The sequence below is a fragment of the Azonexus sp. R2A61 genome (assembly GCF_021401135.1).
Lineage (GTDB): Bacteria > Pseudomonadota > Gammaproteobacteria > Burkholderiales > Rhodocyclaceae > Azonexus.
In genome coordinates this window covers 325,558-348,586 of record NZ_JACBFO010000003.1, presented here as the reverse complement: position 1 = coordinate 348,586, position 23,029 = coordinate 325,558, and the positions used below count along the sequence as shown (strand labels likewise).

General features: G+C 63.1%; 27 protein-coding genes. 13 read left to right on the top strand and 14 right to left on the bottom strand.

What is annotated here, in order from left to right; genetic code table 11:
• The first annotated feature begins 1 nt into the window (after position 1).
• From L0962_RS11405 to L0962_RS11350, 12 genes are all read left to right on the top strand, one after another.
• Complete coding sequence (locus L0962_RS11405; RefSeq protein WP_234086558.1) at positions 2 to 292, top strand: hypothetical protein; 291 nt, start codon at positions 2 to 4, stop codon at positions 290 to 292.
• 34 nt (positions 293 to 326) lie between these two features.
• Positions 327 to 518, top strand: coding sequence for a cytochrome oxidase putative small subunit CydP (gene cydP, locus L0962_RS11400; protein WP_234086557.1), 192 nt, complete (start codon positions 327 to 329; stop codon positions 516 to 518).
• Positions 508 to 2,064, top strand: a complete 1,557-nt coding sequence (locus tag L0962_RS11395) for a cytochrome ubiquinol oxidase subunit I (RefSeq protein ID WP_234086556.1) — start codon at positions 508 to 510, stop codon at positions 2,062 to 2,064. Before cydP ends, L0962_RS11395 begins: the two co-directional genes overlap by 11 nt.
• Before the next feature lie 9 nt (positions 2,065 to 2,073).
• Positions 2,074 to 3,216 carry a cytochrome d ubiquinol oxidase subunit II gene (gene cydB / locus L0962_RS11390; RefSeq protein WP_234086555.1) on the top strand — a complete coding sequence of 381 codons (1,143 nt, stop codon included), beginning with the start codon at positions 2,074 to 2,076 and terminating at the stop codon, positions 3,214 to 3,216.
• Between the two features lie 11 nt (positions 3,217 to 3,227).
• Positions 3,228 to 3,851: a ubiquinol-cytochrome c reductase iron-sulfur subunit gene (gene petA, locus L0962_RS11385; protein ID WP_234086554.1), complete on the top strand. Its 624-nt coding sequence runs from the start codon at positions 3,228 to 3,230 to the stop codon at positions 3,849 to 3,851.
• Between the two features lie 12 nt (positions 3,852 to 3,863).
• Positions 3,864 to 3,980 (top strand): cytochrome bd-I oxidase subunit CydX, encoded by a 117-nt coding sequence (gene cydX, locus L0962_RS11380; RefSeq protein ID WP_234086553.1) that lies wholly within the window; start codon positions 3,864 to 3,866, stop codon positions 3,978 to 3,980.
• The gene (locus L0962_RS11375; RefSeq protein WP_234086552.1) at positions 3,970 to 4,269 is read left to right on the top strand and encodes a cyd operon YbgE family protein; all 300 of its coding nucleotides are present in this window, start codon (positions 3,970 to 3,972) and stop codon (positions 4,267 to 4,269) included. The genes cydX and L0962_RS11375 overlap by 11 nt, the downstream gene beginning before the upstream one ends.
• A gap of 6 nt (positions 4,270 to 4,275) precedes the next feature.
• Positions 4,276 to 4,626 carry a NifB/NifX family molybdenum-iron cluster-binding protein gene (locus L0962_RS11370; RefSeq protein WP_234086551.1) on the top strand — a complete coding sequence of 117 codons (351 nt, stop codon included), beginning with the start codon at positions 4,276 to 4,278 and terminating at the stop codon, positions 4,624 to 4,626.
• A gap of 9 nt (positions 4,627 to 4,635) precedes the next feature.
• Positions 4,636 to 5,025, top strand: coding sequence for a DUF6858 family protein (locus L0962_RS11365; protein WP_234086550.1), 390 nt, complete (start codon positions 4,636 to 4,638; stop codon positions 5,023 to 5,025).
• Between the two features lie 6 nt (positions 5,026 to 5,031).
• Complete coding sequence (locus L0962_RS11360; RefSeq protein WP_234086549.1) at positions 5,032 to 6,000, top strand: arsenic resistance protein; 969 nt, start codon at positions 5,032 to 5,034, stop codon at positions 5,998 to 6,000.
• A gap of 82 nt (positions 6,001 to 6,082) precedes the next feature.
• Positions 6,083 to 6,253, top strand: a complete 171-nt coding sequence (locus L0962_RS11355) for a hypothetical protein (protein ID WP_234086548.1) — start codon at positions 6,083 to 6,085, stop codon at positions 6,251 to 6,253.
• A 107-nt stretch (positions 6,254 to 6,360) separates the two neighbouring features.
• Entirely contained in the window at positions 6,361 to 6,705 is a 345-nt protein-coding gene (locus L0962_RS11350) for a hypothetical protein (RefSeq protein ID WP_234086547.1), read from the top strand.
• Between the two features lie 157 nt (positions 6,706 to 6,862).
• Here L0962_RS11350 and L0962_RS11345 read toward each other — a convergent pair whose 3' ends face one another.
• The 14 genes from L0962_RS11345 to L0962_RS11280 form a co-directional block, all read right to left on the bottom strand.
• Complete coding sequence (locus L0962_RS11345; RefSeq protein ID WP_234086546.1) at positions 6,863 to 8,179, bottom strand: DUF1329 domain-containing protein; 1,317 nt, start codon at positions 8,177 to 8,179, stop codon at positions 6,863 to 6,865.
• 22 nt (positions 8,180 to 8,201) lie between these two features.
• On the bottom strand, positions 8,202 to 10,172 hold the full coding sequence (locus tag L0962_RS11340) for a DUF1302 family protein (protein WP_234086545.1): 1,971 nt from the start codon (positions 10,170 to 10,172) through the stop codon (positions 8,202 to 8,204).
• A 60-nt stretch (positions 10,173 to 10,232) separates the two neighbouring features.
• Positions 10,233 to 12,626 (bottom strand): RND family transporter, encoded by a 2,394-nt coding sequence (locus tag L0962_RS11335; RefSeq protein ID WP_234086544.1) that lies wholly within the window; start codon positions 12,624 to 12,626, stop codon positions 10,233 to 10,235.
• Between the two features lie 20 nt (positions 12,627 to 12,646).
• Positions 12,647 to 13,579 carry a YCF48-related protein gene (locus L0962_RS11330; RefSeq protein WP_234086924.1) on the bottom strand — a complete coding sequence of 311 codons (933 nt, stop codon included), beginning with the start codon at positions 13,577 to 13,579 and terminating at the stop codon, positions 12,647 to 12,649.
• A 277-nt stretch (positions 13,580 to 13,856) separates the two neighbouring features.
• A complete protein-coding gene (locus L0962_RS11325) occupies positions 13,857 to 14,048 on the bottom strand; it encodes a 2-hydroxymuconate tautomerase (RefSeq protein ID WP_234086543.1) in 192 nt (63 codons plus the stop codon).
• An 18-nt stretch (positions 14,049 to 14,066) separates the two neighbouring features.
• Positions 14,067 to 14,855: a 2-oxo-3-hexenedioate decarboxylase gene (gene dmpH / locus L0962_RS11320; protein ID WP_234086542.1), complete on the bottom strand. Its 789-nt coding sequence runs from the start codon at positions 14,853 to 14,855 to the stop codon at positions 14,067 to 14,069.
• Positions 14,852 to 15,883, bottom strand: coding sequence for a 4-hydroxy-2-oxovalerate aldolase (dmpG, locus tag L0962_RS11315; protein ID WP_234086541.1), 1,032 nt, complete (start codon positions 15,881 to 15,883; stop codon positions 14,852 to 14,854). Before dmpG ends, dmpH begins: the two co-directional genes overlap by 4 nt.
• A 16-nt stretch (positions 15,884 to 15,899) precedes the next feature.
• Positions 15,900 to 16,814, bottom strand: coding sequence for an acetaldehyde dehydrogenase (acetylating) (locus tag L0962_RS11310; RefSeq protein WP_234086540.1), 915 nt, complete (start codon positions 16,812 to 16,814; stop codon positions 15,900 to 15,902).
• Between the two features lie 23 nt (positions 16,815 to 16,837).
• The gene (locus L0962_RS11305) at positions 16,838 to 17,632 is read right to left on the bottom strand and encodes an SDR family NAD(P)-dependent oxidoreductase (RefSeq protein WP_234086539.1); all 795 of its coding nucleotides are present in this window, start codon (positions 17,630 to 17,632) and stop codon (positions 16,838 to 16,840) included.
• Between the two features lie 18 nt (positions 17,633 to 17,650).
• Positions 17,651 to 18,433 (bottom strand): 2-oxopent-4-enoate hydratase, encoded by a 783-nt coding sequence (dmpE, locus tag L0962_RS11300; protein WP_234086538.1) that lies wholly within the window; start codon positions 18,431 to 18,433, stop codon positions 17,651 to 17,653.
• Positions 18,434 to 18,460: 27 nt separating this feature from the next.
• Positions 18,461 to 19,285 carry an alpha/beta fold hydrolase gene (locus L0962_RS11295; protein WP_234086537.1) on the bottom strand — a complete coding sequence of 275 codons (825 nt, stop codon included), beginning with the start codon at positions 19,283 to 19,285 and terminating at the stop codon, positions 18,461 to 18,463.
• A gap of 8 nt (positions 19,286 to 19,293) precedes the next feature.
• Positions 19,294 to 20,748 (bottom strand): 2-hydroxymuconic semialdehyde dehydrogenase, encoded by a 1,455-nt coding sequence (locus L0962_RS11290; RefSeq protein ID WP_234086536.1) that lies wholly within the window; start codon positions 20,746 to 20,748, stop codon positions 19,294 to 19,296.
• Between the two features lie 32 nt (positions 20,749 to 20,780).
• Positions 20,781 to 21,209, bottom strand: coding sequence for a heme-binding protein (locus L0962_RS11285; RefSeq protein WP_234086535.1), 429 nt, complete (start codon positions 21,207 to 21,209; stop codon positions 20,781 to 20,783).
• Positions 21,209 to 22,138: a catechol 2,3-dioxygenase gene (locus L0962_RS11280; RefSeq protein ID WP_234086534.1), complete on the bottom strand. Its 930-nt coding sequence runs from the start codon at positions 22,136 to 22,138 to the stop codon at positions 21,209 to 21,211. Before L0962_RS11280 ends, L0962_RS11285 begins: the two co-directional genes overlap by 1 nt.
• 173 nt (positions 22,139 to 22,311) lie before the next feature.
• On the opposite strand from L0962_RS11280, the gene L0962_RS11275 reads away from it, so the two are divergent.
• On the top strand, positions 22,312 to 23,022 hold the full coding sequence (locus tag L0962_RS11275) for a GntR family transcriptional regulator (RefSeq protein ID WP_234086533.1): 711 nt from the start codon (positions 22,312 to 22,314) through the stop codon (positions 23,020 to 23,022).
• Positions 23,023 to 23,029: the final 7 nt, after the last annotated feature.

The following is a 23,029-nucleotide window of genomic DNA, read 5'->3' as shown; positions in this document are numbered from 1 at the left end:
CATGAGCTCCCTGATTGATTGGCGTGCGATTGGATTGACAGCTGGCATCTTAAAAAGCCGGAGCCGATTGAACCAATCAATTCATCAAATCATTCCGATAGCCAAAGGCGATTCACACCCCCTGCCTGCCAGCCCCTGCGGTCGACAGGTCATTTTCGCCATTTTTGACGGACATTTATTGCCACAACCGACAGTTGACCGTGGCAACCGCCAGCCGAAATTTTCCTCACTCCCTTTGAATCAATACCTTGAAACGGCACACAACCCGATCGGCAACTGGCACGCCTATTGATAAGCCATAGCTGTTATTCAATCTGGAGCCTGCCATGGATTCCCGTGACCGACGCCTGCGCCGCGAACTCGTCATTCTCGTCATCCTCAAGCTGACCTTGCTCGCCATGATCTGGTGGAGCTTCGTCCGCGACGTCAGGGTTCCGGTGGATGCTGCCGCCGTCGCCCGTCATGTCGCGCAAGATCCATCGGCCGCCCCACGCCAAGGAGAAAGCAATGCTCAGTGAGCAACTCGTCGACCTGTCCCGGCTACAGTTCGCGATCACCGCGATGTACCACTTCCTGTTCGTGCCATTGACCATCGGCATGACCTGGATCCTGGTGATCATGGAGTCCGCCTACGTGATGACCGGCAAGACCATATATAAGGACATGACCCGCTTCTGGGGCAAGCTGTTCGGCATCAATTTCGCGCTCGGCGTGACCACCGGCATCACCATGGAGTTCCAGTTCGGCACCAACTGGGCCTACTACTCCCACTACGTCGGCGACATCTTCGGCGCGCCGCTGGCGATCGAAGGCCTGATGGCCTTCTTCCTCGAATCGACCTTCATCGGCCTGTTCTTCTTCGGCTGGGACCGCCTGTCGCGCAAGCAGCATCTACTGGTGACCATCCTCATGGCCGTCGGCACCAACCTGTCGGCGCTGTGGATCCTGATCGCCAACGGCTGGATGCAGAATCCGGTCGGCGCTGAATTCAGCTACGTGACCATGCGCATGGAAATGGTCGATTTCTGGGCCGTGCTGTTCAACCCGGACGCCCAGGCCAAGTTCGTCCATACCGTGTCGGCCGGCTACGTCACCGGCGCCATGTTCGTGCTGTCGATCTCGGCCTTCTACCTGCTGCGCGGGCGCGACGTCGAGTTCGCCAAGAAGAGCTTCCGCATCGCCGCCGCCTTCGGCTTCACCTCGATCTGCTCGGTCATCGTGCTCGGCGACGAATCCGGCTACACCGTCGGTGAAGCGCAGCAGACCAAGCTCGCGGCAATGGAAGCGATGTGGGAAACTGAACCGGCACCGGCCGGCTTCAACCTGATCGCGATTCCCAACGAAGCCGAAATGAAGAACGATTTCGCCATCGAGATTCCCTGGGTCATGGGCATCATCGGCACCCGCTCGCTCGACAAGCAGATTCCCGGGATCAAGGAAATCCGCGAGAAGAACCGCGAACGCATCCTGTCCGGCCAGATCGCCGTCGGCGCCCTGGAAAAGCTGCGCAAGAACCCGGCAGACGCCGAGACCAAGGCCTTGTTCGAACAGCACGTCGGCGACCTCGGCTTCGGCCTGTTGCTGAAGAAGTACGTCGTCGACGTCAGCCAGGCGACGCCAGAGATGATCGACAAAGCCGTAGCTGACACCATCCCGCGCGTCGCCCCGCTGTTCTGGACCTTCCGCCTGATGGTCGGCTTCGGCTTCCTGATGCTGGCGCTGTTCGGTGCCGCGCTGTGGTCCTCGATCAAGGGCAATTTCGCCGACCAGCCGTGGCTGCTGCGCGCCTCGCTGTGGATGCTGCCGGTGCCCTGGCTGTCCTGCGAGCTCGGCTGGTTCGTCGCCGAATACGGCCGCCAGCCCTGGACCATCTACGGCGTGCTGCCGACCCACATGTCGGTATCGACGCTGTCGGTCGGCAGCCTCTACGGCTCGCTCGCCGGCTTCGTCGGTTTCTACACGCTGCTGCTGGTGGTCGAGATGTACCTGATGGTGCGCTTCGCCAAGCAGGGTCCGGGCAGCCTGGGTACCGGCCGCTATGACAACGAATACGCTCACGCCTGAGGAACAACCATGCTTTTCGATTACCCCACGCTGAAACTCATCTGGTGGCTGCTGGTCGGCGTCCTGCTGGTCGGCTTCGCCATCATGGACGGCCACGACATGGGCGTCGGCACGCTGCTGCCCTTCGTCGGCAAGGACGACGTCGAACGGCGCATCGTCATCAACACCGTCGGCCCGCACTGGGACGGCAACCAGGTCTGGTTCATCACCGGCGGCGGCGCCATCTTCGCCGCCTGGCCGCTGGTCTACGCGACCGCTTTCTCCGGTTTCTACTGGGCGATGCTGGCCGTGCTCTGGGCACTGTTCTTCCGCCCGGTCGGCTTCGACTACCGGAGCAAGATCAACAACCCGACCTGGCGCCAGACCTGGGACTGGGGCCTGTTCGTCGGCGGCGCCGTGCCGCCGCTGATCTTCGGCGTCGCCTTCGGCAACCTGTTCCAGGGCGTGCCCTTCCATTTCGCCGACAACCTGATGCCCTACTACACCGGCAGCTTCTGGGCCCTGCTCAATCCCTTCGCCCTGCTCTGCGGCGTCGTGTCGACGGCGATGATCACCTTCCACGGCGCGATCTACCTGATGCACCGCACCGAAGGCGCCGTCCAGCGGCGCACGCAGACGGCCATGCTGATCTTCGGCAGCCTGCTGCTGCTCGCCTTCTCGGCGGCCGGCATCTGGCTGTGGCAGGGCATCGACGGTTTTGCCATCGTGTCGACGGTCGACCCTGCAGCCCTGCCCAATCCGCTCGACAAGGAAGTCATCCGCCAACCCGGCGCCTGGCTGGCCAACTACGACAAATACCCGGCGACGCTGCTGCTGCCGGCGCTGGCCTACGCCGGCACGCTGGCGGCCATGCTGCTGGCGGTCAATCGCGCCACGCTGGCCGCCTTCGTCGCCTCGTCGCTGGCCATCGTCGGCGTCATCGGCACCGCCGGCGCCTCGCTGTTCCCCTTCGTGATGCCCTCGTCGACCGACCTGCGCTCCGGCCTCACTGTCTGGGACAGCGTCTCCAGCCAGCTGACGCTGAACATCATGCTCTGGGTGACGCTGATCTTCATGCCGCTGATCATTGCCTACACCGGCTGGGCCTACAAGGTGATGGCCGGCAAGGTCACCGCCGCCTACATCCGCGAGAACGACCACGCCGCCTACTAAGGGAGAACGCCATGTCCGAATGCCTGTGTTCCGGTGAGTCCTTCACCGTCTGCGACAGCCCGGCCCGCCGCCAATGGATGATGGCCACGGCCGGTGCCGGCGGCGCGCTGGCGCTGACCGCCATCGTGCCCTTCGTTTCCAGCCTGATGCCCTCCGAGCGCGCGCTCGCCGCCGGGGCGCCGGTCGAAGTCGACATCGGCAAGCTGGCGCCGGGCGAGATGATGGTCGTCGAATGGCGCGGCAAGCCGGTATGGATCCTCAACCGCACGCCGGCCATGCTCGCCGCGCTGCAAAAGGCCGAACCGATGCTGGCCGACCCCGGCTCGACCGTCGCCTCGCAGCAGCCCGCCTACGCCGCCAACGCAACCCGCTCGCGGGTGCCGGAAATGCTGGTCGCCGTGGGCATCTGCACCCACCTCGGCTGCTCGCCGTCGAACGCCTTCACCCCCGGCGACCCGGCGCTCGGCGCCGATTGGCCGGGCGGCTTTCTCTGCCCGTGCCACGGCTCGACCTTCGACTTCGCCGGCCGCGTGTTCAAGAACAAACCGGCCCCGACCAACCTGGAAATCCCGCCGCACCAGTATCTGACGAACACCCGCCTGATCATCGGCAGCGACGAATTCGACAAGACCTGAAAGGAAAACATCATGTGGTATTTCGCCTGGGTACTCGGCATCGGCTTCGCCGTGCTGCTCGCCATTCTCAACACGCTGTGGGGCGATTTCGAGGAAGAACGCGCCCTTCCCCGCCCCGATGAACGCTGAAACGCATCGCGACTCGCCCGGCATCGCCTGGCTGCCGCTATCGATCGCCCTCGCCATCCTGGCGGCACTGACCGTGCTGCCCGCGCTGGCAACCGATGCCGCCGGCCGTGCCGACCACCCTGCCGCACTGCTCGTTTGCTGGGCGATGAGCGCCGGCTTCGTGCGCGGCGTCGGTTTCCTGCCGCGTCATCCCTTGCCGGCGCGACTGTTTTCCACCCCCGCCTGCCTGTTCGCGCTGGCGCTCGCCGTCTGGCGGCTGCACGCGATCGGACAGCCTTTACTCGCCTGAAAGAAAATGCGCATCGCCGTCACCTCCCAGAATCGCCGGACCATCACGGCCCATGCCGGCAAATGCCGGAATTTCCTGATCTACGACACCGAAGGCCGACAAGTGGTCGCCAAGCGCCTGATCGAACTGCCGATCGAAGCGACCTTCCATGCCAGCCATGGCGAATTCCCCGCCGTGCTGGCCGGCATCGATCTGCTGATCACCGCCAGCCTCGGTGAAAAACTCCACAGCCAGCTGGTCGACCGCAAGATCCGCCCCATCGTTACCGACATCGTCGATCCGGACACTGCGGTCGACCGCCTGCTCGCCGGCATTCCCATCGCATCGACCAATCCATCCCATCACCATTCCCACTGAAAGAGGCTCATGAAACAGACCCTGTTGCAGGAAAAGTATCCGATCTTCGTCACGGAACTCCGCAAAGATGAAACCACCCGCTCCTCGATGGCAGCGCTGATCGCTTACTACCAGGAACGCATCGCTGAAAACCCCAGGGTGCAATTCATCGGTGTATTCGACCACCACGCGCATACAACGAGGATCGGCGGCGACATCGCACCGGGGATACTCGCTGCGGTGGACATCATCTTCTGCTTCGGCTTCGCCATCCCGACGCCGCAGATGCTGGCCGTCCGTCCCCGCTCGATCGGTATTGCCGAATATGCCGAAAAGTTCGTTGTCAGTTTCATGGAAGCACCGATGCAGCCCGCCAACCAGGCCATGGAAAGCTGGACGCTGGCCTTGCGCGACCGGTAAACCGTCATGCTCAAATTGCTCTCGCTGCTTTCGAAGAACCTCGTCATCGCCATTCCGTCGGTGATGGTGCTCGGCTTTGTCACCGGTCTGCTGGCGCCGGTCGGCTGGATGAAATCGCTGATCGTGCCGCTGACCTTCCTGATGGTCTATCCGATGATGGTCACGCTGAAACTCGCCAAGCTGCTCGAAGGCGGCGACGTCAAGGCGCAAGGACTGGCCCAGGCGATCAACTTCCTGATCATTCCCTTCGTCGCCTACGGCCTCGGCCTGTGGCTGTTTCCGGAACGTCCGTACTACGCGATCGGCCTGCTGCTCGCCGCGCTGCTGCCGACCTCGGGCATGACCATTTCGTGGACCGGCTTTGCCGGCGGCAACCTCGGCGCAGCGGTCAAGATGACTGTTCTCGGCCTGATCCTCGGCTCGCTGGCGACGCCCTTCTACGTGCAATGGCTGATGGGCGCCAGCGTGCCGGTAGACCTGATGGCGGTCTTCCTGCAGATCGTCATCATCGTCTTCCTGCCGATGCTCGCCGGCCACGCGACGCAGACCTGGCTGGTGCGCAAGCATGGCCAAGCGGCCTTCCAGAAGGAATGGGGACCGCGTTTCCCGCCGTTCTCGACGCTCGGCGTACTCGGCATCGTTTTCGTCGCGATGGCCCTGAAGGCGCAGCAGCTGGCCGCCCAGCCGCAGGAACTGCTGGTCGTCGCCGTGCCCCTGCTGCTGCTCTACGGCATCAACTACGCGCTCAGCACGCTGCTAGCGCGCAGCCTGCTGCCGCGCGGCGACGCCATCGCGCTGGTCTACGGCACGGTGATGCGCAACCTGTCGATCGCCCTGGCGCTGGCCATGAACGCCTTCGGCAGCGGCGGTTCGGACGCCGCACTGGTCATCACGCTGGCCTACGTGATCCAGGTGCAGTCGGCGGCCTGGTATGTCAGGCTGACCGACCGTCTGTTCGGCCCGAAAGGCAAATAAACAAATACTGTACATAACACCAGTTGTTCGTGTATTCTGCAGATACTGTTTTCTTATCCAGTATTTCGCAAGGAGCATCACGATGAAGCAACTGCAGAAATGGTTCGACCGGCTGGCCGGTGTCTCCGAGGAAGAACAGAAGCGCCTGGCCCGGGCCCATGCGATCTTCGCCCAGCGCGGCCCCGACCTTGCCGCCCTGTCCACCCCGGCCTGCTGGCGCCGCCGCGCATTGCAGGCGGAACAACTCGGCTGAACGAAAAAAACGCGCCGGACTTCTGTCTGCCGACGCCGCTGCGGCATAATGCGGGCTCGTAAGGAGAACCGCCGACGAGCGGCAAGTCACAGATGGGAGAATGGTCCATGGCGCAGATCGATATCGACGGCGCAATCCGGTTGCACAATCACTGGCGGCGGCAGTTCCTGAACGCCTTTGCCGGCGGCGAATACGTCGACATGCCGCTATCCGAGCATCGCGCCTGCACGCTCGAAAGCTGCCTGGCACCGGCGGTGGCCGAAGGCAGCAACAGCCTGCTCGCCGCCCTGCTCGCCGCCGACCGCCACTTTCACGCGCTGGCCAACGAAATCATCGATCTCAGCAACAACGGCCTGAGCGACTCCGCCGACCTGCTGTTGCCCGAGTTGAATGAAGCGGCACACCGGGTCGTCGCCCGTCTGGGCGATGTACGCGAGGCCGGAAAAGGCTGAGCGGATTTTCCCGGATGGCTGCGGTCGACCGCAGCAAACGATAAAAAAAACCACAAAAAAAGGGGGCGCCAGGCCCCCGTAAAAAGATGGCTGGCCGGTTCGGATAACGGCCGCCATCCCGCAGAGACACCCCGCCAAGGGTGTTGAGAGAAAGAGATCAGTCGCCGCCGCGCAGGTTCTGCACCTGGAAGAGCCGCGGCGGATTCTTCTTCGGATCGACCTGCCCCTTGAACTGTCCAGTCGTGCAGTGCTTGGACTGCAGGTCGACCATCGAGAAGGCATCGTCGATGCCGATGCCGGCCCCCTTGTTGACCGGCAGATGATGATCGGCGTGCGACTTGCCGACCATAAACACCTTCCACAATTCACCCTTGCGATCGTAGATTTCGTTGGCGCCGTTCAGGTTCTGCAACTGGGCATCCATGTAGAACACCCGCTTGCTGACCGGATGATTGGCGTTCACCGGTACCGCTTCGAGCACATAGACCTTGCGCAACTGCCAGCTACCCTCGGCAAAACAACCGCCCTGGCCGCCGAAATCGACGTACTTGTAGCCGTCGGCCTCGGCCGGCATGTCGCTGGCCAGTTTCAGTTCATCATGATTCCACATCGGCAACATCACGTTGCGGGTGCCCTTGTAGGTCCACTTCATGTCGGAAACGCGGCCGTTATAGCCTTCGAAGTCCTCGATCATCAGATCGGAGCCGAGGAAGGCATCGGTGACCTGGCCTTGCGCCAGCCGCCGCACGCGCCGCTGGAAGCCGAGGTAGAGATAGGCATCGTCGAGCTTGGCATCATCCTCGAAACGCTGGATCAGCAGTTGCGTGTTCTTCAGATCCTGCGGTTCGTGCGCCTTGACGTAGATGGCGCGGAAGATGCCGGACGGGTTCGGCGTGATTTCCGGGACCGGTGCGTCCTTCGTCCGGTGCATGAAGTTGAGGAAGTGGAAATCCCACTTGATGGTCTTTTCCACCTGCCCGCTCTGCATGTTCTTGTACTTCCAGTAGAACGGCGAAATGATTGCGCCGTCCCCCCAGTTCACGCCGTACTTGTAGTTCCAGGCCAGCTTCTCGCCGGCCCGCGGATCCTTGGCGTCCGGCTCCTCGGGGAAGGGCCGGCCGGCCACGTAGCCGCTGATCATGTCGCCCGGCTTGTCGCCCAGCTTGGTCTTGTTCAGGTTGCTGCGCGTGGCTTCGACATAGGCCTTGGAGATCGAGAACTGGGTCGTCGGCCCCACCTTCATCTCGAACGCCCCGTCCTTGATCAGTTTGTACACACCGGCACCGAGGACATCCTTGAATTTGTCGACATTGCCCTTGTTGATGACGGTGCCGGCACTCAGCCCGGCAAAGCTCGGCATGCCGGCCTTGTAGGGATTGAAGGAATTTTCGACATCGGCCTCGGTGGCAGCCAGGGCCGTCCCTGCGGCGCCGACGGCAAACAGCGAAAGCAGTGCGAAAGATCGTTTTTTCATGTGTTGTCTCCTCAGGTGTGGGTCAGAACTTGTAGTTCAACTTCAGGAACAGATCGTTTTCCTTGAACGCGGCACCGATCGGGCCGGCCCGGAAACGTCCCTGCGGCTCCATGCCGGCCAGGCCGCGGGAATAGGCGACCATCGGATTGGCATCGCCATTCGGTGCGGTGAAAGGGGCAAACGGGTTGCACGAGCGGCAATCGTCGAACTCCCAGCGACTGCGTCCGTCGGCAACCTTGTAGTTGGCGCCGATGGTCAGTTTCAGATCGTTGCTGATGTTCCACTCGACCTGCGGTGCCAGTGCCGTCGCCCGTGCCATGAAATCGTGGGCGACGATGAACTGCGGGCTGACCGTGCCATTCCTCAGGAACGCCTTGATCAGCAAGGTGCCGATCACGCTGTCCTTCCAGTCGGGCATGCCGACCGGTCCCAGGTCGCCCTTTTTCCACTCGTGATTGAAAATGTGCTGATAGAAGAGTTGACCGGAGATCAACGTGGCCGAGGTTTCGCTGATGAAGGGGATGAAGGTCGGCCGGTCCACACCGATCACCGAACGGAACACGTTGTTTTCCGAATACAGTTCGGGACGCGCCGTGTTGGCAAACTCCTCGCCGTCGGTAAACGCCGCTTCCACACGCACGGCGGCGCCGGCGGCCGGCACCTGGAAGTCCATCGAGCCGCCGATCAGGTTGACGCGCGGAAAATGCATGTCGAACGAGATCAGGTAAGGCCAGGCACTCTGGTAGGCACCGGTAAACGAGTTGGTCGCCCGCTTGCCGCCATGCAGCGACGGCAGTTGCGAACGATAGGTCAGCGCATTCAGCGAGAAGGACAGGCCGTTCATCGTGACCCCCTCGTACTTCACCCCGAATTGCGTGTTCTTCAGACTCCACTCCGGCAAGTGGACGTCCTTCAGGCCGATCTGTCCGGGCCCGAAGTTGGTCGCCAGCAAGGTGCCGGGCGCAACGTTGGCAAAGTTGGACACCGTGCCGCCGTTGTCCCACAGGTTGGCCATACCGCGGAAGAAACAGCCGGCATCCAGGATCGTGTTCGGCGTGCCGCACTGACCAAGGTTGTTCGCCCGGAACTTGTCGATGTTCCAGATGAACTGCAGGTTGCGATCCTGCATCGTTTCGCTGGCCCCCATCCGGTACTCGGCCTGAATCATCCACATCGGAATGCGGATGTCGGAGAGCTCGTCGTAAATGTTGTTGCGCGAATAGTCGACCGGGTTGATCACATCGAGTACGCGGAACAGGTCGGTACGGCCCCAGACCACCTGCTGGCGGCCGAGTTTGAGGAACAGGCTCTTGCCATCGGCAAGATCGTAGGTTTTGGTGGCATAGAGTTCCCGGATGAAATCCAGACGCTCGTTGAATTCAGGCGCCTCCAGCTCCGACAGCTTCTTGTCCCCGTACCCACCGAAATCGCGGCAGCCGCGGCTGTCGTAATCGCAGGGACGAACCGGTACCGCAAAGGCGACCCCGCCGTTGATGTCGTGCCAGCGATCACCCAGCACGCGCAGCCCTTCGTTCGGATTGTTCGGACCGTAGTTGTCGACGAAGGCGTTGCCGGCGGCCCCCGGATAGCCGAGGCCGGAAACCAGCGTGTAATTGACCGGCCCCGTTCCCCAGGGGCTCGTGACATAGCCGCCCGGCGTCGTGCTCTGCATGTCGATCGAACCGCCCGCCTTTTTGCCGTATTCGCCGCTGTTCATCCGGTAAACACCGTCCCAGCTGCCGCGCAGGATGCCGTGCACGCGCCAGCCGGAAGCCAGCCGCTTGTCCACTTCGGCTTGCAGCGTGTTGCGGAATTTGGCGAGACCGGTATGTTCCCGCCTGACCGAGTGATTCTCGTAGGTCACATCGACTTGCCAGGGCGACTCATCCTCGCCCAGCGCCGGCAGCTCGCTGGCCAGCGCCGTCCCGGCGAATGCAGCCAGCGATGCGGTCAGCAGCTTCGCCCGGTGCGCCCCGTTTCCTTTTGTCTCCATGAATAGCCCTCCAATGGCTGTTGAACAGGTTTTTTGCCAATTTCCCCGGTCGACCGGGTGTTATTCGTCGTTTTCCAGGATGCCGTCCTCGTCGTAGTGAATCGCGGTCACGAACTTCGGCCGGAACACCACGCACCACGAAGGCACGATCAGCACCGCCGCGATCGCGTTGACGATCAACATGAAGGAGAGCAGTACGGCGGCGTCCGACTGGAAGCGCAGATCGGACAGGAAAATCCACATGACGACGCCGGCGATCAGCGTCGCCGCCGTGAAGCTGACTGCGTAGCCGGTCGTCGCCACGGCATTGATCACCGCCTTCTTGATATCGCCCAGGGCCGCGAACTCCTCGCGGATGCGATCCATGAAATAGACCGCGTAATCGATGCCGACGCCGACGCCGACGGCGATCACCGGCACGGTGTTGACGTTGATGCCGATATCGAGGGCGGCCATGAAGGCATAGGTCATCAAGGTCGAGAACAGCATCGGCAGGACCATCAGCCAGCCGGCGTGCAAGGAGCTGTAATAGACCATGACGATCAGGAAGGCCAGGATCATCACGGCCGGGATGATGATCATGTGATCGGTGTGCAAGGCCTGGTTGCCAGCCGCCGTGACGCCGATGATGCCGCCGCCGAGTTCGATATGCAGGCCGGGGACTTCGGCCTCGATCTTGCGGATGCCCTCCTCGGCCAGCGCAACGATGCGGTTGATCGTTTCAGCCCGATGATCCTTGTAGTAGAAGACCATGTCCGCCTCATCCTCGTCGGGCGTCACGAACTCCTTGAGGGCACCCGGAATCGGACTGGAGGCCATGTAGGTGAACATCAGGCCGCCGATTTCGTCCTGCGCATCGGGCAACTGCATCCAGCGCGGATCGTCGTTGTGGATCAGCTTGTTGACCACGCGTACGACCCCCGGGATGGCCTTGGTTCCGCCCAGTTGCGGATCGGACAGCATGTGCGCCTGGAAGCGCTCGATCGCCGCCATCACCTCGGGACGCTTGATCCCGCCCTTTTCATCGGTACGCGCCACGACATGCAATTCTTCCGAACCCGGAAAACGCGTGTTGATCGCCGTCGTCGACACGTTGTAATCGTGATCGCGATGCAGCAGCGGCGATCCCGGTTCCGATTCCCCGAGTTGAACCTTGGTCACCAGATAGCTGGCGCCGATCGCACCGACCAGCGTCAGGATCAGGATCGAGCGCGCACCACCGTCGGTACCGCCGGTCAGCGCCATGGCCCGGGCCAGGAAATTGCGCACGCCCTCGTTACCGTTCTCGTGACGCTTGGGTGCCGGCAGGATGGTCAGCGCCAGCGGCACCATGAAATGCACCGTGAAGATCACCGAGAATCCCCAGAACCCGGCCGCGATACCCAGTTTGTGGTTGAACGGTGCGGCACCGAGCACCAGGACCGCGATCCCCACCGCATCGACGATGATGGCCAGCGACCCGGGACGGAACAGGGCATCCAGCGCGTTTCTTGCCGCTTTCGGGCCATCGCGGACGATCGCCAGCTCCTCGTAGTAGCGGACGACCAGTTGCACCCCGTGCGAAGTCGCCCGCGCTGCGATCAGGAAGGGAATCGGCAGCGACAGCGGTTCCAGGTTGATGCCGGCCAGGGCCATGAAGCCGAGGCCCCAGATCGACGACAGCGCGATGCCGAGCAAGGGCAGCGCAATGCCGTACAAACGCCGGAAGTACACGATCAGCAGCGTCGCCAGGAGAATCAGCGTATAGGCGAGAATCTCGACGATCTGATGCAGGTAGGTATAGACCCAGCCGGTCAGCACCGGCGAGCCGGTGATATGAAATTTGTGCCCCGGCGTCGCCAGTTGCGCACGCACTTCCTGCAAGGCCGCAAAGGTTGTCGGATAGTCGATGTCGCCTTCGTTGAGCTGCGCCTTGATCAGCGCCGCCTTCATGTCCGGCGAGACGAGCAGGCCGTAGATGGTCGGATTGGCGACCACATCCTTCTTCAGTTGCTCCAGTTCGGCGACCGTATGGCGCGGCTTCAACGGATCGTAGTAGGACTCGGAAGCGAAGCCGCCCTGATCGTCGAGAAAGACCTTGCGCGCCGTGCGATGGGTCAGGCTGCTGACCAGGTTGTGATTGACGCCCGGCAAGTTGTCGATCCCCTGGGTCGCCTGGTGGATCAGCTTCAGCGTTTCGTCGTTGAAGATGGTGCCCTGCTCGACTTCGACCGACATGATGATCATGTTCGCGCCGCCGAAATTCTCCTTCAGCCGGTTGTACACCTTGATGTAGGCATGGTTCTGCGGCAGCAGGTCGGAAAAATCGGTAAACACGCGCAGCTTGGGCAAGGCCATGCCGAACAGCACGGTGACGGCAAGAACCAGCGACAGGACAATTTTGGGATTACGAAAAATCCACGCCTCGCCGCGATGCAGCGCGTGCGTGATGGAATGACGGAATTGACTCACCATGATGCGATGGCTCCCGGAATTTATTCTTGATTCGCGCTGGCCAGCGCACGCAACAGACCGCCCGGACCACCGATGACGATGGCTTTCTGATCGGCCAGCGAAGCACCGCCGCCGAGAAAGACCGGCACCGGGTCCGGATAAGGCACGGCACGCCAGGTGTCGCCGACGAGACGAGCAACCACCCCGGCATTGCCCACCGCGTGCGGCACACCGTCGTGCATGAACAGACGATTGAGGGAGACCTGCGTGGCATTGACCTGCTTTTTCCAGCTGGCGCCGCCGTCGACCGTATGCAGCACCTGACCGGCAATGCCGCTGACCCAACCCTCCCGGTCGTTGCGGAACAGCGCCGCGTAGGGATAGAACTCGCCGGGCAGCGCCGGTCCCTTGCGCCAGCTGGCGCCGCCATCGGCGGAGGTCAGCAGCAGGCCGAACTCACCCAGGGCGAAGGCGTGCCTGTCGTCGACAAACTGGATCGCCGTGATCTGGGTGTCCTCGCCGAAATCGGTGGTGCGCCACGTCTTGCCGGCATCGCTGCTGGCGGCAATCACCGCATTTGTTCCCGCCACCCACCAGTCCCCCTGGGGGCTGCAGGTCACCGCCAGCGGCGTATGCGGTTGTGCCAACGGAACCGATTGCCAGTTCCTGCCTTGTGCATCGGCCGACCAGACCTTGTGATAGTGGTCGATGGCAACGAAACGCTTGTCCTTGCAGACCGCAATATCGACCAGCGAGGTCTGGCCCAGAACGATTCGTTCCCAGTTCTTTCCCTGATCGTGCGACACCAGGGCAACGCCGTTCTGCGTACCGACGACCAGCACATCGCCGTTGCTGGCGATCGCCTGGCTGACGTCGTAGCGCTGTACCGAACGATTCCGCTCGTGCGCAATACCGGACATGTCGGGTGCCTGCGTGCAGGCAGCCAGCAACATGCCGGCCAGCACGGTGCCCACAGGCAACCGTTTCGTGGCAGATATCCTCCGCATAACTCCTCCTCCTTTGAAGCGCGCCGCATGACGACCGCCCCTTACGACTTGCCTTCCCGATAAGCCGAAGCTTTCACGGGAAATCTTAAAATCTCGATATTTTTATTGACGTCAATATGGCCGCCATTGACCATACCGTCCAATACCATTTGAAGAACTTTTCGATACTTGCCAGGTATCGATGTCAAAACAGGGCCGGCGGTGGAGCGGGACAGCCGAAGCCACCCCGCTCGCCTCCGCGGTGTCAGCGACCGAGTTCCCTGGCGGTCTTGCCGCCGATGCCCCATTGCCCGCTGGGAACGTCCTGGATCCAGACCCGGGTGTTCTCCAGCGGTGCGCCGAGCGCTTCGGCCATTGCCAGGCTGACTTTCTCGATCAGCAGCTTCTTCTGTTCGTCGGTACGACCTTCGATCAGGTAAATCTGGGCAAAAGGCATTTCCGTCCTCCTCCCGGATCAGGCGAACCTGAGACTGACGCTGCCCAGCGACTGGATGCGCAGATTGACGTGATCGCCGGCCGCCACGCTCACCGCTTCGGTCACACCGCCGGAGAGGATCATCGTGCCGGCGGGAATTTCCTCGCCACGCGCGCCGAGGTGATTGGCCAGCATGGCGACGGCTGCCGCCGGATGGCCGAGCACCGCGGCGCCGGCCCCGATCGACACGACCTGGCCGTTCTTTTCCATGACCACGCCCAGCGTGCGCAGGTCGAGATCGGCCACCGGCACTGCCATGCCGCCCAGCGCATAACGCGACGACGAGCAGTTGTCGGCAATCACGCTCTTCAGGTCGAACTTGAAATCGCGATAGCGTGAATCGATGACTTCGATGCCGGGCATCACGAAATCGGTCGCCGCCAGCACGTTGCCGACATGGCAACCGGGGCCGCTGAGCGCCTTTTTAAGCACGAAAACGATTTCCGGCTCGACCTTGGGATGGATCAGTTCGGCGGTTTTTACCGTGCCGCCGTCGTCGACCGTGAAATTGTCGACCAGGAATCCGAAACAAGGCGTTTCGACCCCCATCTGCTGCATTTTCGCCCGCGACGTCAGGCCGCACTTCAGGCCGACCACCTTGTTGCCGCGCGCCAGCTTGCGACGCAGGATTTCGTTCTGGATCGCGTAGGCGTCGCCCCAGTCCATCTCCGGATGGTCGTCGGTGATCTTCAGGACGTCGTGGGCCTGCAACTCGGCGTTTTCCAGGTGTTCGGCGAGTTGGGCGATGGTTTGTTGGTCGAGCTTCATGCGAGCAGTCCTCTTTCGCGAGCCATGGTGATGGCGGTGTCTTCGATCATGTCTTCCTGTCCTCCAACCATGCCGCGGCGGCCGAGCTCGACGAGAATCTCGCGGGCCGGCACGCCGTACTTGACGGCGGCGCGCTTGGCGAACAGCAAGAAGGAGCCATAGACGCCGGCATAGCCCAGCGTCAGCGCGTCGCGGTCGATGCGGATCGGGAAATCCATCATCGGCACGACCAGGTCTTCGGCGACGTCGGTGATCTTGGCGACGTCGACGCCGGTCTGGATACCCATCAGGCTGCACACCGCGACCAGCACTTCCATCGGCGTGTTGCCGGCACCGGCGCCCAGGCCGGCGGCGGCCGCGTCGATGCGGTTGGCGCCGACTTCGATGGCGGCGATGGAGTTGGCAACGCCCATGGCCAGGTTGTGGTGGCCGTGGAAGCCCAGTTCGGTTTCCGGCTTCAGCGCTTCTCTGACGGCGCCCAGGCGGGCCTTGACGCCTTCCGGCAGCAGGTGGCCGGCCGAGTCGGTGACGTAGATGCAGTTGGCACCGTAGCCTTCCATCAGCTTGGCTTGCTGCACCAGACCTTCCGGGCTGTTCATGTGGCTCATCATCAGGAAGCCGACGGTGTCCATCTCGAGTTTGCGGGCCAGCGTGATGTGCTGCTCGGAGACGTCGGCTTCGGTGCAGTGCGTGGCGACACGGATGGTGTTGACGCCCAGGTCGCGCGCCATCTTCAGGTGGTCGACGGTGCCGATGCCGGGCAGCAGCAGTGCCGAGACCTTGGCTTGTTTCATCTTCGGGATGACGGTGCCGAGGTATTCCTCGTCGGTGTGGGCCGGGAAGCCGTAGTTCACCGAGGAGCCGCCCAGGCCGTCGCCGTGCGTGACTTCGATCAGCGGCACGCCGGCTGCATCCAGGCCGCTGGCGATGGCGACCATCTGGTCCAGCGTCATCTGGTGGCGCTTCGGGTGCATGCCGTCGCGCAGGGTCATGTCGTGGAGGGTGATTTGTTTGCCTTGCAGGGTCATGTCTTCTCTCCTTGTCTCAGGCGGCCACGGGCTGCAGCGTCAGCTCGCCCTTGAGGATGGCTTCGGCGAACATCTCGGCGGTGCGGGCACCGGCGGCGGTCATGATGTCGAGGTTGCCGGCGTAGGTCGGCAGGAAGTCGCCGAGACCCTGCACTTCGAGGAAGACGGAGACGCGGTTGCCGTCGAAGACCGGGCCGTTGACCAGGCGGTAGCCGGGCACGTACTTCTGGACTTCCTTGATCATGGCGTGGATGGATTCGGTGATTTTTGCCTGATCCGGGGTGTCGACCGTCAGACAGTGCACGGTGTCGCGCATGATCAGCGGCGGCTCGGCCGGGTTGATGATGATGATGGCCTTGCCCTTGGCGGCGCCGCCGACCTTTTCCACTGCACCGGCGGTGGTGCGGGTGAATTCGTCGATGTTCTTGCGCGTGCCGGGACCGGCGGACTTGCTGGAGACGGTGGCGACGATTTCGCCGTAGGCGACCTTCTGGACGCGGGAGACGGCGGCGACCATGGGAATGGTGGCCTGACCACCGCAGGTGACCATGTTGACGTTCATTTCGCGCTGGCCGACGTGCTGGGCGAGGTTCACCGGCGGCACGCAGTAGGGACCGATGGCGGCGGGCGTCAGGTCGATCATCAGCACGCCCAGTTCATTCAGCTTGCGGCTGTTCTCGGCGTGCACGTAGGCGCTGGTCGCGTCGAAGGCGATCTGGATGTTGTCTGCCTTGACGTGCGGCAGCAGGCCGTCCACGCCACCGGCGGTGACTTTGAGGCCCAGCTCGGCGGCGCGCTTCAGGCCTTCCGATTCCGGGTCGATACCGACCATCCAGGCCGGTTCCAAAAAGGGGCTGCGCTTCAACTTGTACAAAAGGTCCGTGCCAATGTTGCCGGGACCGATCAGCGCGCATTTGATCTTGTTGGTCATGGGGTTTTTCCTTGTCAGGGGGTTCAGCAGATGGTGGAGACGATCCCGCCCTCGACGCGCAGCGCCGCCCCCGTCGTCGCGGCGGCGCGGCCACTGCAGACGTAGGCGACCAGCGCGGCGACTTCGGCCGGGTCGATCATGCGTTTGATGAGGGAAGTCGGACGGGCCTCGGCGAAGAAGCGCTGCTCCATCTCGGCCAGAGGAATGCCCTCGGCGGCGGCGAGCTTGCCGAAGAAATCGGCGACGCCTTCCGAGCGCGTCGGGCCGGGCAGCACGGCGTTGACCGTCACGCCGGTACCGGCGCAGTCCTGCGCCAGGCCGCGCGAGACGGCGAGCTGGGCCGACTTGCTCATGCCGTAATGCACCATCTCGCCCGGCGTGTTGATGCCGGATTCGCTGGAAATGAAGACCACGCGGCCCCAGCGGTTGGCCTTCATGCCCGGCAGGTAGTGGCGCGACAGGCGCACGCCGCTCATCACGTTCACTTCGAAGAAACGCAGCCATTCGCTGTCGGGAATGGCGTCGAAGGGCGAGGGATCGAAGATGCCGAGGTTGTTGACCAGGATGTCGACGGCCGGCAGTTGCGCGCTCAGCGCGGCGACGCCGTAGGCCGTGCCGAGGTCGGCGGCGATGCCATCCACCTCGGCCTGTGGAGCGAGGCCTTTCAGCCGCTCGACGGCCGCCTCGACATCCTGCGGTCGACGACCGTTCAGGGTCACTTTTGCCCCTTCGCGCGCCAGTTCGGCGGCGATGGCGAAACCGATGCCACGGGTCGAACCGCTGACCAGGGCGCGCTTGCCGGAAATTTGCAGATCCATGGTGGTCGACCGCAGCAATCAGACGAAACGCACGGAGCAGCCGCCGACGCCGCCGACGGTCACGCGCAGGCTGTCGCCGGCCCGAACCGGGAACAACGGTGCCAGCGATCCCGACAGGATGACCTCGCCGGCCTTCAACGGAATGCCCAGACGGCCCAGCGTATTGGCCAGCCAGGCAACGGCGTTGACCGGCGAGCCGAGGGCGGCGGCACCGGCGCCGGTACCGATGATCTCGCCGTTCTTCTCGACGACCATGCCGCACAGGGTGAGGTCCAGACACTTCGGATCGACCAGCCGGTCGCCGAGCACGAAGACGCCGCAGGAAGCGTTGTCGGCAACGGTGTCCTGAATCTTGATCTTCCAGTTCTCGATGCGCGAATCGACGATCTCGAAACAGGCCATGACGCCTTCGGTCGCGGCCAGCACGTCGGCATTGGTGACGCCCGGGCCCATCAGGTCCTTCTTGAGCACGAAAGCGATCTCGCCCTCGGCCTTCGGCTGGATCAGCGTGTCCATCGGGATCGACTCGCCCTCGTTGTACACCATGCCGTCGAGCAGGTAGCCGAAGTCCGGCTGATAGACGCCGAGCATGTCCATCACCACCTTGCTGGTGACGCCGATCTTCTTGCCGATGATCTTTTCGCCCTTGGCCAGACGGCGCGACAGCATCCGCTGCTGGATGTGATAAGCGTCCTCGATGCTGATTTCGAAGCCGCGCGAGGTCAGCGGGCTGACCGTCTGGCGGTTGGCCAGCGCTTCGTAGAGTTCGTCGCCCAGTTGCAGGATTTGCGTTTGTTCCATCGTTGTTTTCCTCTGAGGTTTCCTTGCTCAATCGGCCAGAAAATGACCGACCAGATGGTTGAAATCGGCGCTGTGCTCGATCTGCACCCAGTGACCGCAACGGCCGAAGACGTGCAATCGGGAATCGTCGATCCAGCGGTTCAGGGTCAGCGAATTGGCGAGCGGAATGACCCGGTCGTCGCGGCCGTGGATGATCAGCGTCTTGTGCTTGATCGCCCGGATGTCCGCCTCGGTGCTGGCCAGCGCATCGACCCAGCGCTGGCGCGGGGCCGGGAACATCGCCGCGAACGATTCCTGGAAGCCCGGCTGGATGCTCGCCTGGTAGCGCAGTTCCGCCAGTTCGTCGGTCACCAGCCCGCGGTCGTGGGCGAAGATGTCGAGCAGGTCGAGCATCGCCGCCAGCGACGGCTGGTAGCCCCACACCGCGTCGAGTTCCGGCGTGATCTCGAACGGCACGCCGACGCTGCCCATCAGCACCAGCCGGCGCACCCGCTGCGGATGACGGATGGCCAGCGCCAACGCGATGGCGCCGCCGAAGGAATTGCCGACCAGATCGGTCCGTTCGATGCCCAGCGCGTCGAGCAGACCGACGGCGTGCGCGACCCAGGCGTCGATGCTGTAGTCGCGAGCGGCCGGCCGCTCGGTATAGCCGAAGCCGAGCATGTCGGGCGCGATGGCCCGACAGGTCTTGCCCAGTTCCGGCAGGACCAGCCGCCAGTTGGCCCAGGCGGTTACCCCCGGCCCGGAGCCGTGGATCAGCAGCACCGGCGCCCCGCTGCCGACATCGTGGTAGTTGGTCTCGATGCCGGCAGCGACGATGCGCTGGCCGATTTCCGGGGCATTCGCGGACATGGCTCGCCTTACAGTTTGATGCAGACGTTTTTGAGTTCGGTATAGAACTCGAGCGAATGCACGCCACCCTCGCGGCCGATGCCGGACTGCTTGGCACCGCCGAACGGCGTGCGCAAATCGCGCAGGAACCAGCTGTTGACCCAGACCAGGCCGGCTTCGATGCGGCCGGCGACGCGGTGGGCGCGGTTGACGTCCTGGGTGAACACCGAGGCGGCCAGGCCGTAGTCGGTGCCGTTGGCGCGCGCAATGACTTCCTCTTCGCTGTCGAACGGCATCACCGTCGTACAGGGCCCGAAAATTTCTTCGCGAACCACGGCGGCGTTGTCGTCCAGCCCGGTCCAGATGGTCGGCTGCACCCAGGCGCCGTTGGCCAGTTCGCCCGGCATCTCTGGAATACCGCCGCCGGTGACCACGCTGGCACCTTCGTCGACCGCCTTCGCGTAATAGGACAGCACCTTGTTGCGATGTTCCTGGCTGATCAACGGTCCCATGTTGGCGCTCGCATCCGACGGGACACCCAGCTTCAGCTTTTCGGCCCCGACCTTCAGTGCGGCGACGAAAGTGTCGAAGAACGGACGCTCGACATAGACGCGTTCGGTCCCCAGGCAGACCTGGCCGCAGTTCGAGAAGCAGGAGCGCAGCGTGGCCTCGATGGCGACCTCAAGATTGGCATCGGCGAAGACGATGGCCGGGTTCTTGCCGCCCATTTCCAGCGACACCGGCCTGGCACCCTCGGCGGCGGCCTTCATGATCGCCGCGCCGGTACGCGTCTCGCCGGTGAAGGTGATGGCATTGACGCCCTGATGGGTGGTCAGGAATTCGCCGGCCGAAGCCGGGCCGAATCCGTGGACGACGTTGTAGACGCCCTTGGGCACGCCACAGGCGTTCATCACTTCGCCGAGCAATGCTGCGGTCGACGGCGTTTCTTCCGAAGGTTTGACGACCACCGCATTACCGCAGGCCAGTGCCGGGCCGACCTTCCAGGTCATCAGCAGCAACGGCAGGTTCCACGGGCAGACGACGCCGACCACGCCGACCGGGCGACGCGTCGAATAGTTCAGCGCTCCCTTGCCGTCCGGCGTGGCCATTTCGAAGAATTCGGTCGGCGCGTTCTTGATCACGTCGGCGAAGATCTTGAAGTTGGCGGCGCCACGCGGAATGTCGATATGCGACGCCAGGCTCTTCGGTTTGCCGGTATCGGCGCATTCGGCATCGAGGAATTCGTCGAAGCGGCGATTGATCTCGTCGGCGACCTTGTTGAGGATGTCGGTCCGCTCGACCACGGTCATCCTGCCCCACGGACCATCAAGCGCCGCGCGCGCGGCACGGACCGCGGCATCGACCTCGGCCTTGCCGGCCTCGTGCACCATGGCGATCAGCGAATTGTCGGTTGGCGTCCGCTTCTCGAACTGACGCGCGGTGGCGACGAATTCGCCGTTGATGAAATTCAGGATCTGTTTCATTCCCTTTGGATTCCTTATCCGTTGTTGTTCTGTCAGGCCAGTCCGATGGCGGCCAGGCCTGCCCGGGCGCATTCCTCGTCCTCGCTCTCCGAGGCGCCGGAAACGCCAATACCGCCGATCCACTCGCCACCCTCGCCGGGTACCGGCAGGCCGCCACCGAAAACGATCAGCCGCGGCTGGCTGGCAAAGCCGAACTTCATTCCCTCGTCGCGTCCGACCGCCCCCATCCAGGCCTTGGTCGGAAAACCGAAACTGGCGGCGGTATAGGCCTTGTCGATGGCAATCTGGATCGAGTGGATGAAGGCGCCGGGCTGGCGAAGAAACGCCATCAGGTTGCCGCCGCGATCGACGACGGCAACGTTGATCCGCCAGCCGCGAACGGCGGCATGGGCTACCGCCGCACGGCAGGCGGTAGCCGCCGCCTCGTCGGTGATGCCCGGCAGGCTGAGGATGACCTGCATCAGCTGACCACCGTCAGGAAGCGCTCGTTGAGCTTGCGGTCGTGGTAGAAGACAGCGGCGCCGACTTCGTCCATGGTCCACTTGGTCGGCTTCTGGTCCGGATAGCACTGATAACCGCCGCAGAAGGTCTCGAAGCGGTTGCCCGAGGGATCGAAGGCGTAGATCGTCGTGCCGCGGGTGACGCCGTGGCGGGTCGGGCCGATATCGATGGAGACGCGGTTCATCGACATCAGGTCGGCGGCGCGCAGCACCTTCTCCCAGCTTTCCAGCAGGAAGGAGACGTGGTGCAGCTTGCCCGGTTCCGGATGGCGGACGAAGGCGATGTCGTGCGCCTTGATCGACGTGGACAGCCAGATCGCCAGGTCGGTCTTGCCGTCTTCGAGCTGGATGTGTTCGACCAGGTAGAAGCCCAGCACGTCCTGCAGGATGGCCTGCGCCTTCTCGATGTCCGGGCCGTAGAGCAGGCAGTGGTCGAGGCGGATCGGGGCGATGCCCTTCTCGGCGGCGGCCGTCCAGGCTTCCGGATTGACGTCGCTGAGGCCGTTGCCGATTTCGCTCTTGTGGGCGTACAGCTCGATGTCGTGGCCGGTCGGCAGCGTGAAGCGGACGCGCTCGCCGGTTTCCAGCAGTTCGCCGGCCGGAATGCGGCGGGTGGCCACGCCATAGGCGTTGAGATCCTTCTCGAACTTGTCGAGAGAGGCTTCGCTATCGACCTTGAAGGCGAAGAAATCGATACCGGCGCTATCGGCCTGACGCAGGATCACGCTGTGGTGATCGCGCTCGTCCCAGGCCTTGAAATAGACGCGGCCCTGAGCGTCGCGGCCGGTCTCGGCAAGCCCCAGCACGTTCGAATAGAAATCCACGCTCTCGTCGAGATCGAGCACTTTCAACTGAATGTGTCCGGGACGAAGTACGCCAGTCATTGCCATTTGTCTGCTCCTCTTTCTTTGGTGTGGTGACCGCACTGTTGTGCAATCAATTTACTATTACGATATTTTGTGACAATCTCGATGTCAACATTTTTTCTCGAGATTTTTAAGATGATCGAAAATCCAGCCTACCGCGGTAAAATCGCGCCACTTTCAGCAGCCACCCAAACATCATGAATATCAGCAGCGCCAGCGACGGCCTGGCGATCGAACCGAAAACCCTGGCCGAAGGGGCCTACCGGGCCCTGCGCCGCGACATCATCGAAGGCCGCCTGGCGCCGGGGGAAAAGCTCCGCGTCGAGCATCTCAAGGACAATTACGGCGTCGGCGCGGGGACTTTGCGCGAGGCGCTGTCGCTGCTGATCTCGGATGCGCTGGTCGTCAGCCAGGGACAGCGGGGATTCCGGGTGGCGCCGGTCTCCCTGGCCGACTTCGACGACATCACGCGCACCCGCGTCATGCTGGAATGCGAAGCGCTGCGACAGTCGATCGCCATCGGCGACGATGCCTGGGAAGCCGACCTGGTCGCCGCCTTTCACCGCCTGGCACGGGCGGAGGAAAAGCGCATCGGCAGCGAATCGCGCGAGGAATGGGAAGAACGCAACCGGATCTTCCACGAGGTACTGATCTCGGCCTGCCCGTCGCGCTGGCTCAAGCATTTCCTCTCCCTCCTCTACCAGCAGGCCGAGCGCTACCGACGCCTGTCGCTTTACCTGCAGCCGATTCCGCGCGACATCCATAGCGAGCACGAATCCTTGCTGCAGGCAGCCATCCGGCGCGATGCCGACGGTGCTGCGGCAATCCTCTCCGAACACATCCTGCTGACCTTCCGCTCGGTTCAGGCCATTCCGGCCGAGCAACTGAACCGGAAAAACCCGGCCTGAACCGGGC

Bases quoted from the DNA above. Each gene is read 5' to 3' on its own strand.
- L0962_RS11355 (WP_234086548.1), top strand. From the start codon at position 6,083: ATGAAGCAACTGCAGAAATGGTTCGACCGGCTGGCCGGTGTCTCCGAG.
- L0962_RS11280 (WP_234086534.1), bottom strand. From the start codon at position 22,138: ATGGCAATGACTGGCGTACTTCGTCCCGGACACATTCAGTTGAAAGTG.
- L0962_RS11305 (WP_234086539.1), bottom strand. From the start codon at position 17,632: ATGGATCTGCAAATTTCCGGCAAGCGCGCCCTGGTCAGCGGTTCGACC.
- L0962_RS11290 (WP_234086536.1), bottom strand. From the start codon at position 20,748: ATGAAACAGATCCTGAATTTCATCAACGGCGAATTCGTCGCCACCGCG.
- cydX (WP_234086553.1), top strand. From the start codon at position 3,864: ATGTGGTATTTCGCCTGGGTACTCGGCATCGGCTTCGCCGTGCTGCTC.
- dmpH (WP_234086542.1), bottom strand. From the start codon at position 14,855: ATGAAGCTCGACCAACAAACCATCGCCCAACTCGCCGAACACCTGGAA.
- L0962_RS11370 (WP_234086551.1), top strand. From the start codon at position 4,276: ATGCGCATCGCCGTCACCTCCCAGAATCGCCGGACCATCACGGCCCAT.
- L0962_RS11310 (WP_234086540.1), bottom strand. From the start codon at position 16,814: ATGACCAACAAGATCAAATGCGCGCTGATCGGTCCCGGCAACATTGGC.
- L0962_RS11325 (WP_234086543.1), bottom strand. From the start codon at position 14,048: ATGCCTTTTGCCCAGATTTACCTGATCGAAGGTCGTACCGACGAACAG.
- L0962_RS11375 (WP_234086552.1), top strand. From the start codon at position 3,970: ATGAACGCTGAAACGCATCGCGACTCGCCCGGCATCGCCTGGCTGCCG.
- L0962_RS11275 (WP_234086533.1), top strand. From the start codon at position 22,312: ATGAATATCAGCAGCGCCAGCGACGGCCTGGCGATCGAACCGAAAACC.
- L0962_RS11285 (WP_234086535.1), bottom strand. From the start codon at position 21,209: ATGCAGGTCATCCTCAGCCTGCCGGGCATCACCGACGAGGCGGCGGCT.
- L0962_RS11345 (WP_234086546.1), bottom strand. From the start codon at position 8,179: ATGAAAAAACGATCTTTCGCACTGCTTTCGCTGTTTGCCGTCGGCGCC.
- L0962_RS11360 (WP_234086549.1), top strand. From the start codon at position 5,032: ATGCTCAAATTGCTCTCGCTGCTTTCGAAGAACCTCGTCATCGCCATT.
- L0962_RS11405 (WP_234086558.1), top strand. From the start codon at position 2: ATGAGCTCCCTGATTGATTGGCGTGCGATTGGATTGACAGCTGGCATC.
- dmpG (WP_234086541.1), bottom strand. From the start codon at position 15,883: ATGACCCTGCAAGGCAAACAAATCACCCTCCACGACATGACCCTGCGC.
- cydP (WP_234086557.1), top strand. From the start codon at position 327: ATGGATTCCCGTGACCGACGCCTGCGCCGCGAACTCGTCATTCTCGTC.
- L0962_RS11350 (WP_234086547.1), top strand. From the start codon at position 6,361: ATGGCGCAGATCGATATCGACGGCGCAATCCGGTTGCACAATCACTGG.
- L0962_RS11365 (WP_234086550.1), top strand. From the start codon at position 4,636: ATGAAACAGACCCTGTTGCAGGAAAAGTATCCGATCTTCGTCACGGAA.
- L0962_RS11335 (WP_234086544.1), bottom strand. From the start codon at position 12,626: ATGGTGAGTCAATTCCGTCATTCCATCACGCACGCGCTGCATCGCGGC.
- petA (WP_234086554.1), top strand. From the start codon at position 3,228: ATGTCCGAATGCCTGTGTTCCGGTGAGTCCTTCACCGTCTGCGACAGC.
- L0962_RS11295 (WP_234086537.1), bottom strand. From the start codon at position 19,285: ATGTCCGCGAATGCCCCGGAAATCGGCCAGCGCATCGTCGCTGCCGGC.
- L0962_RS11340 (WP_234086545.1), bottom strand. From the start codon at position 10,172: ATGGAGACAAAAGGAAACGGGGCGCACCGGGCGAAGCTGCTGACCGCA.
- L0962_RS11395 (WP_234086556.1), top strand. From the start codon at position 508: ATGCTCAGTGAGCAACTCGTCGACCTGTCCCGGCTACAGTTCGCGATC.
- cydB (WP_234086555.1), top strand. From the start codon at position 2,074: ATGCTTTTCGATTACCCCACGCTGAAACTCATCTGGTGGCTGCTGGTC.
- dmpE (WP_234086538.1), bottom strand. From the start codon at position 18,433: ATGGAACAAACGCAAATCCTGCAACTGGGCGACGAACTCTACGAAGCG.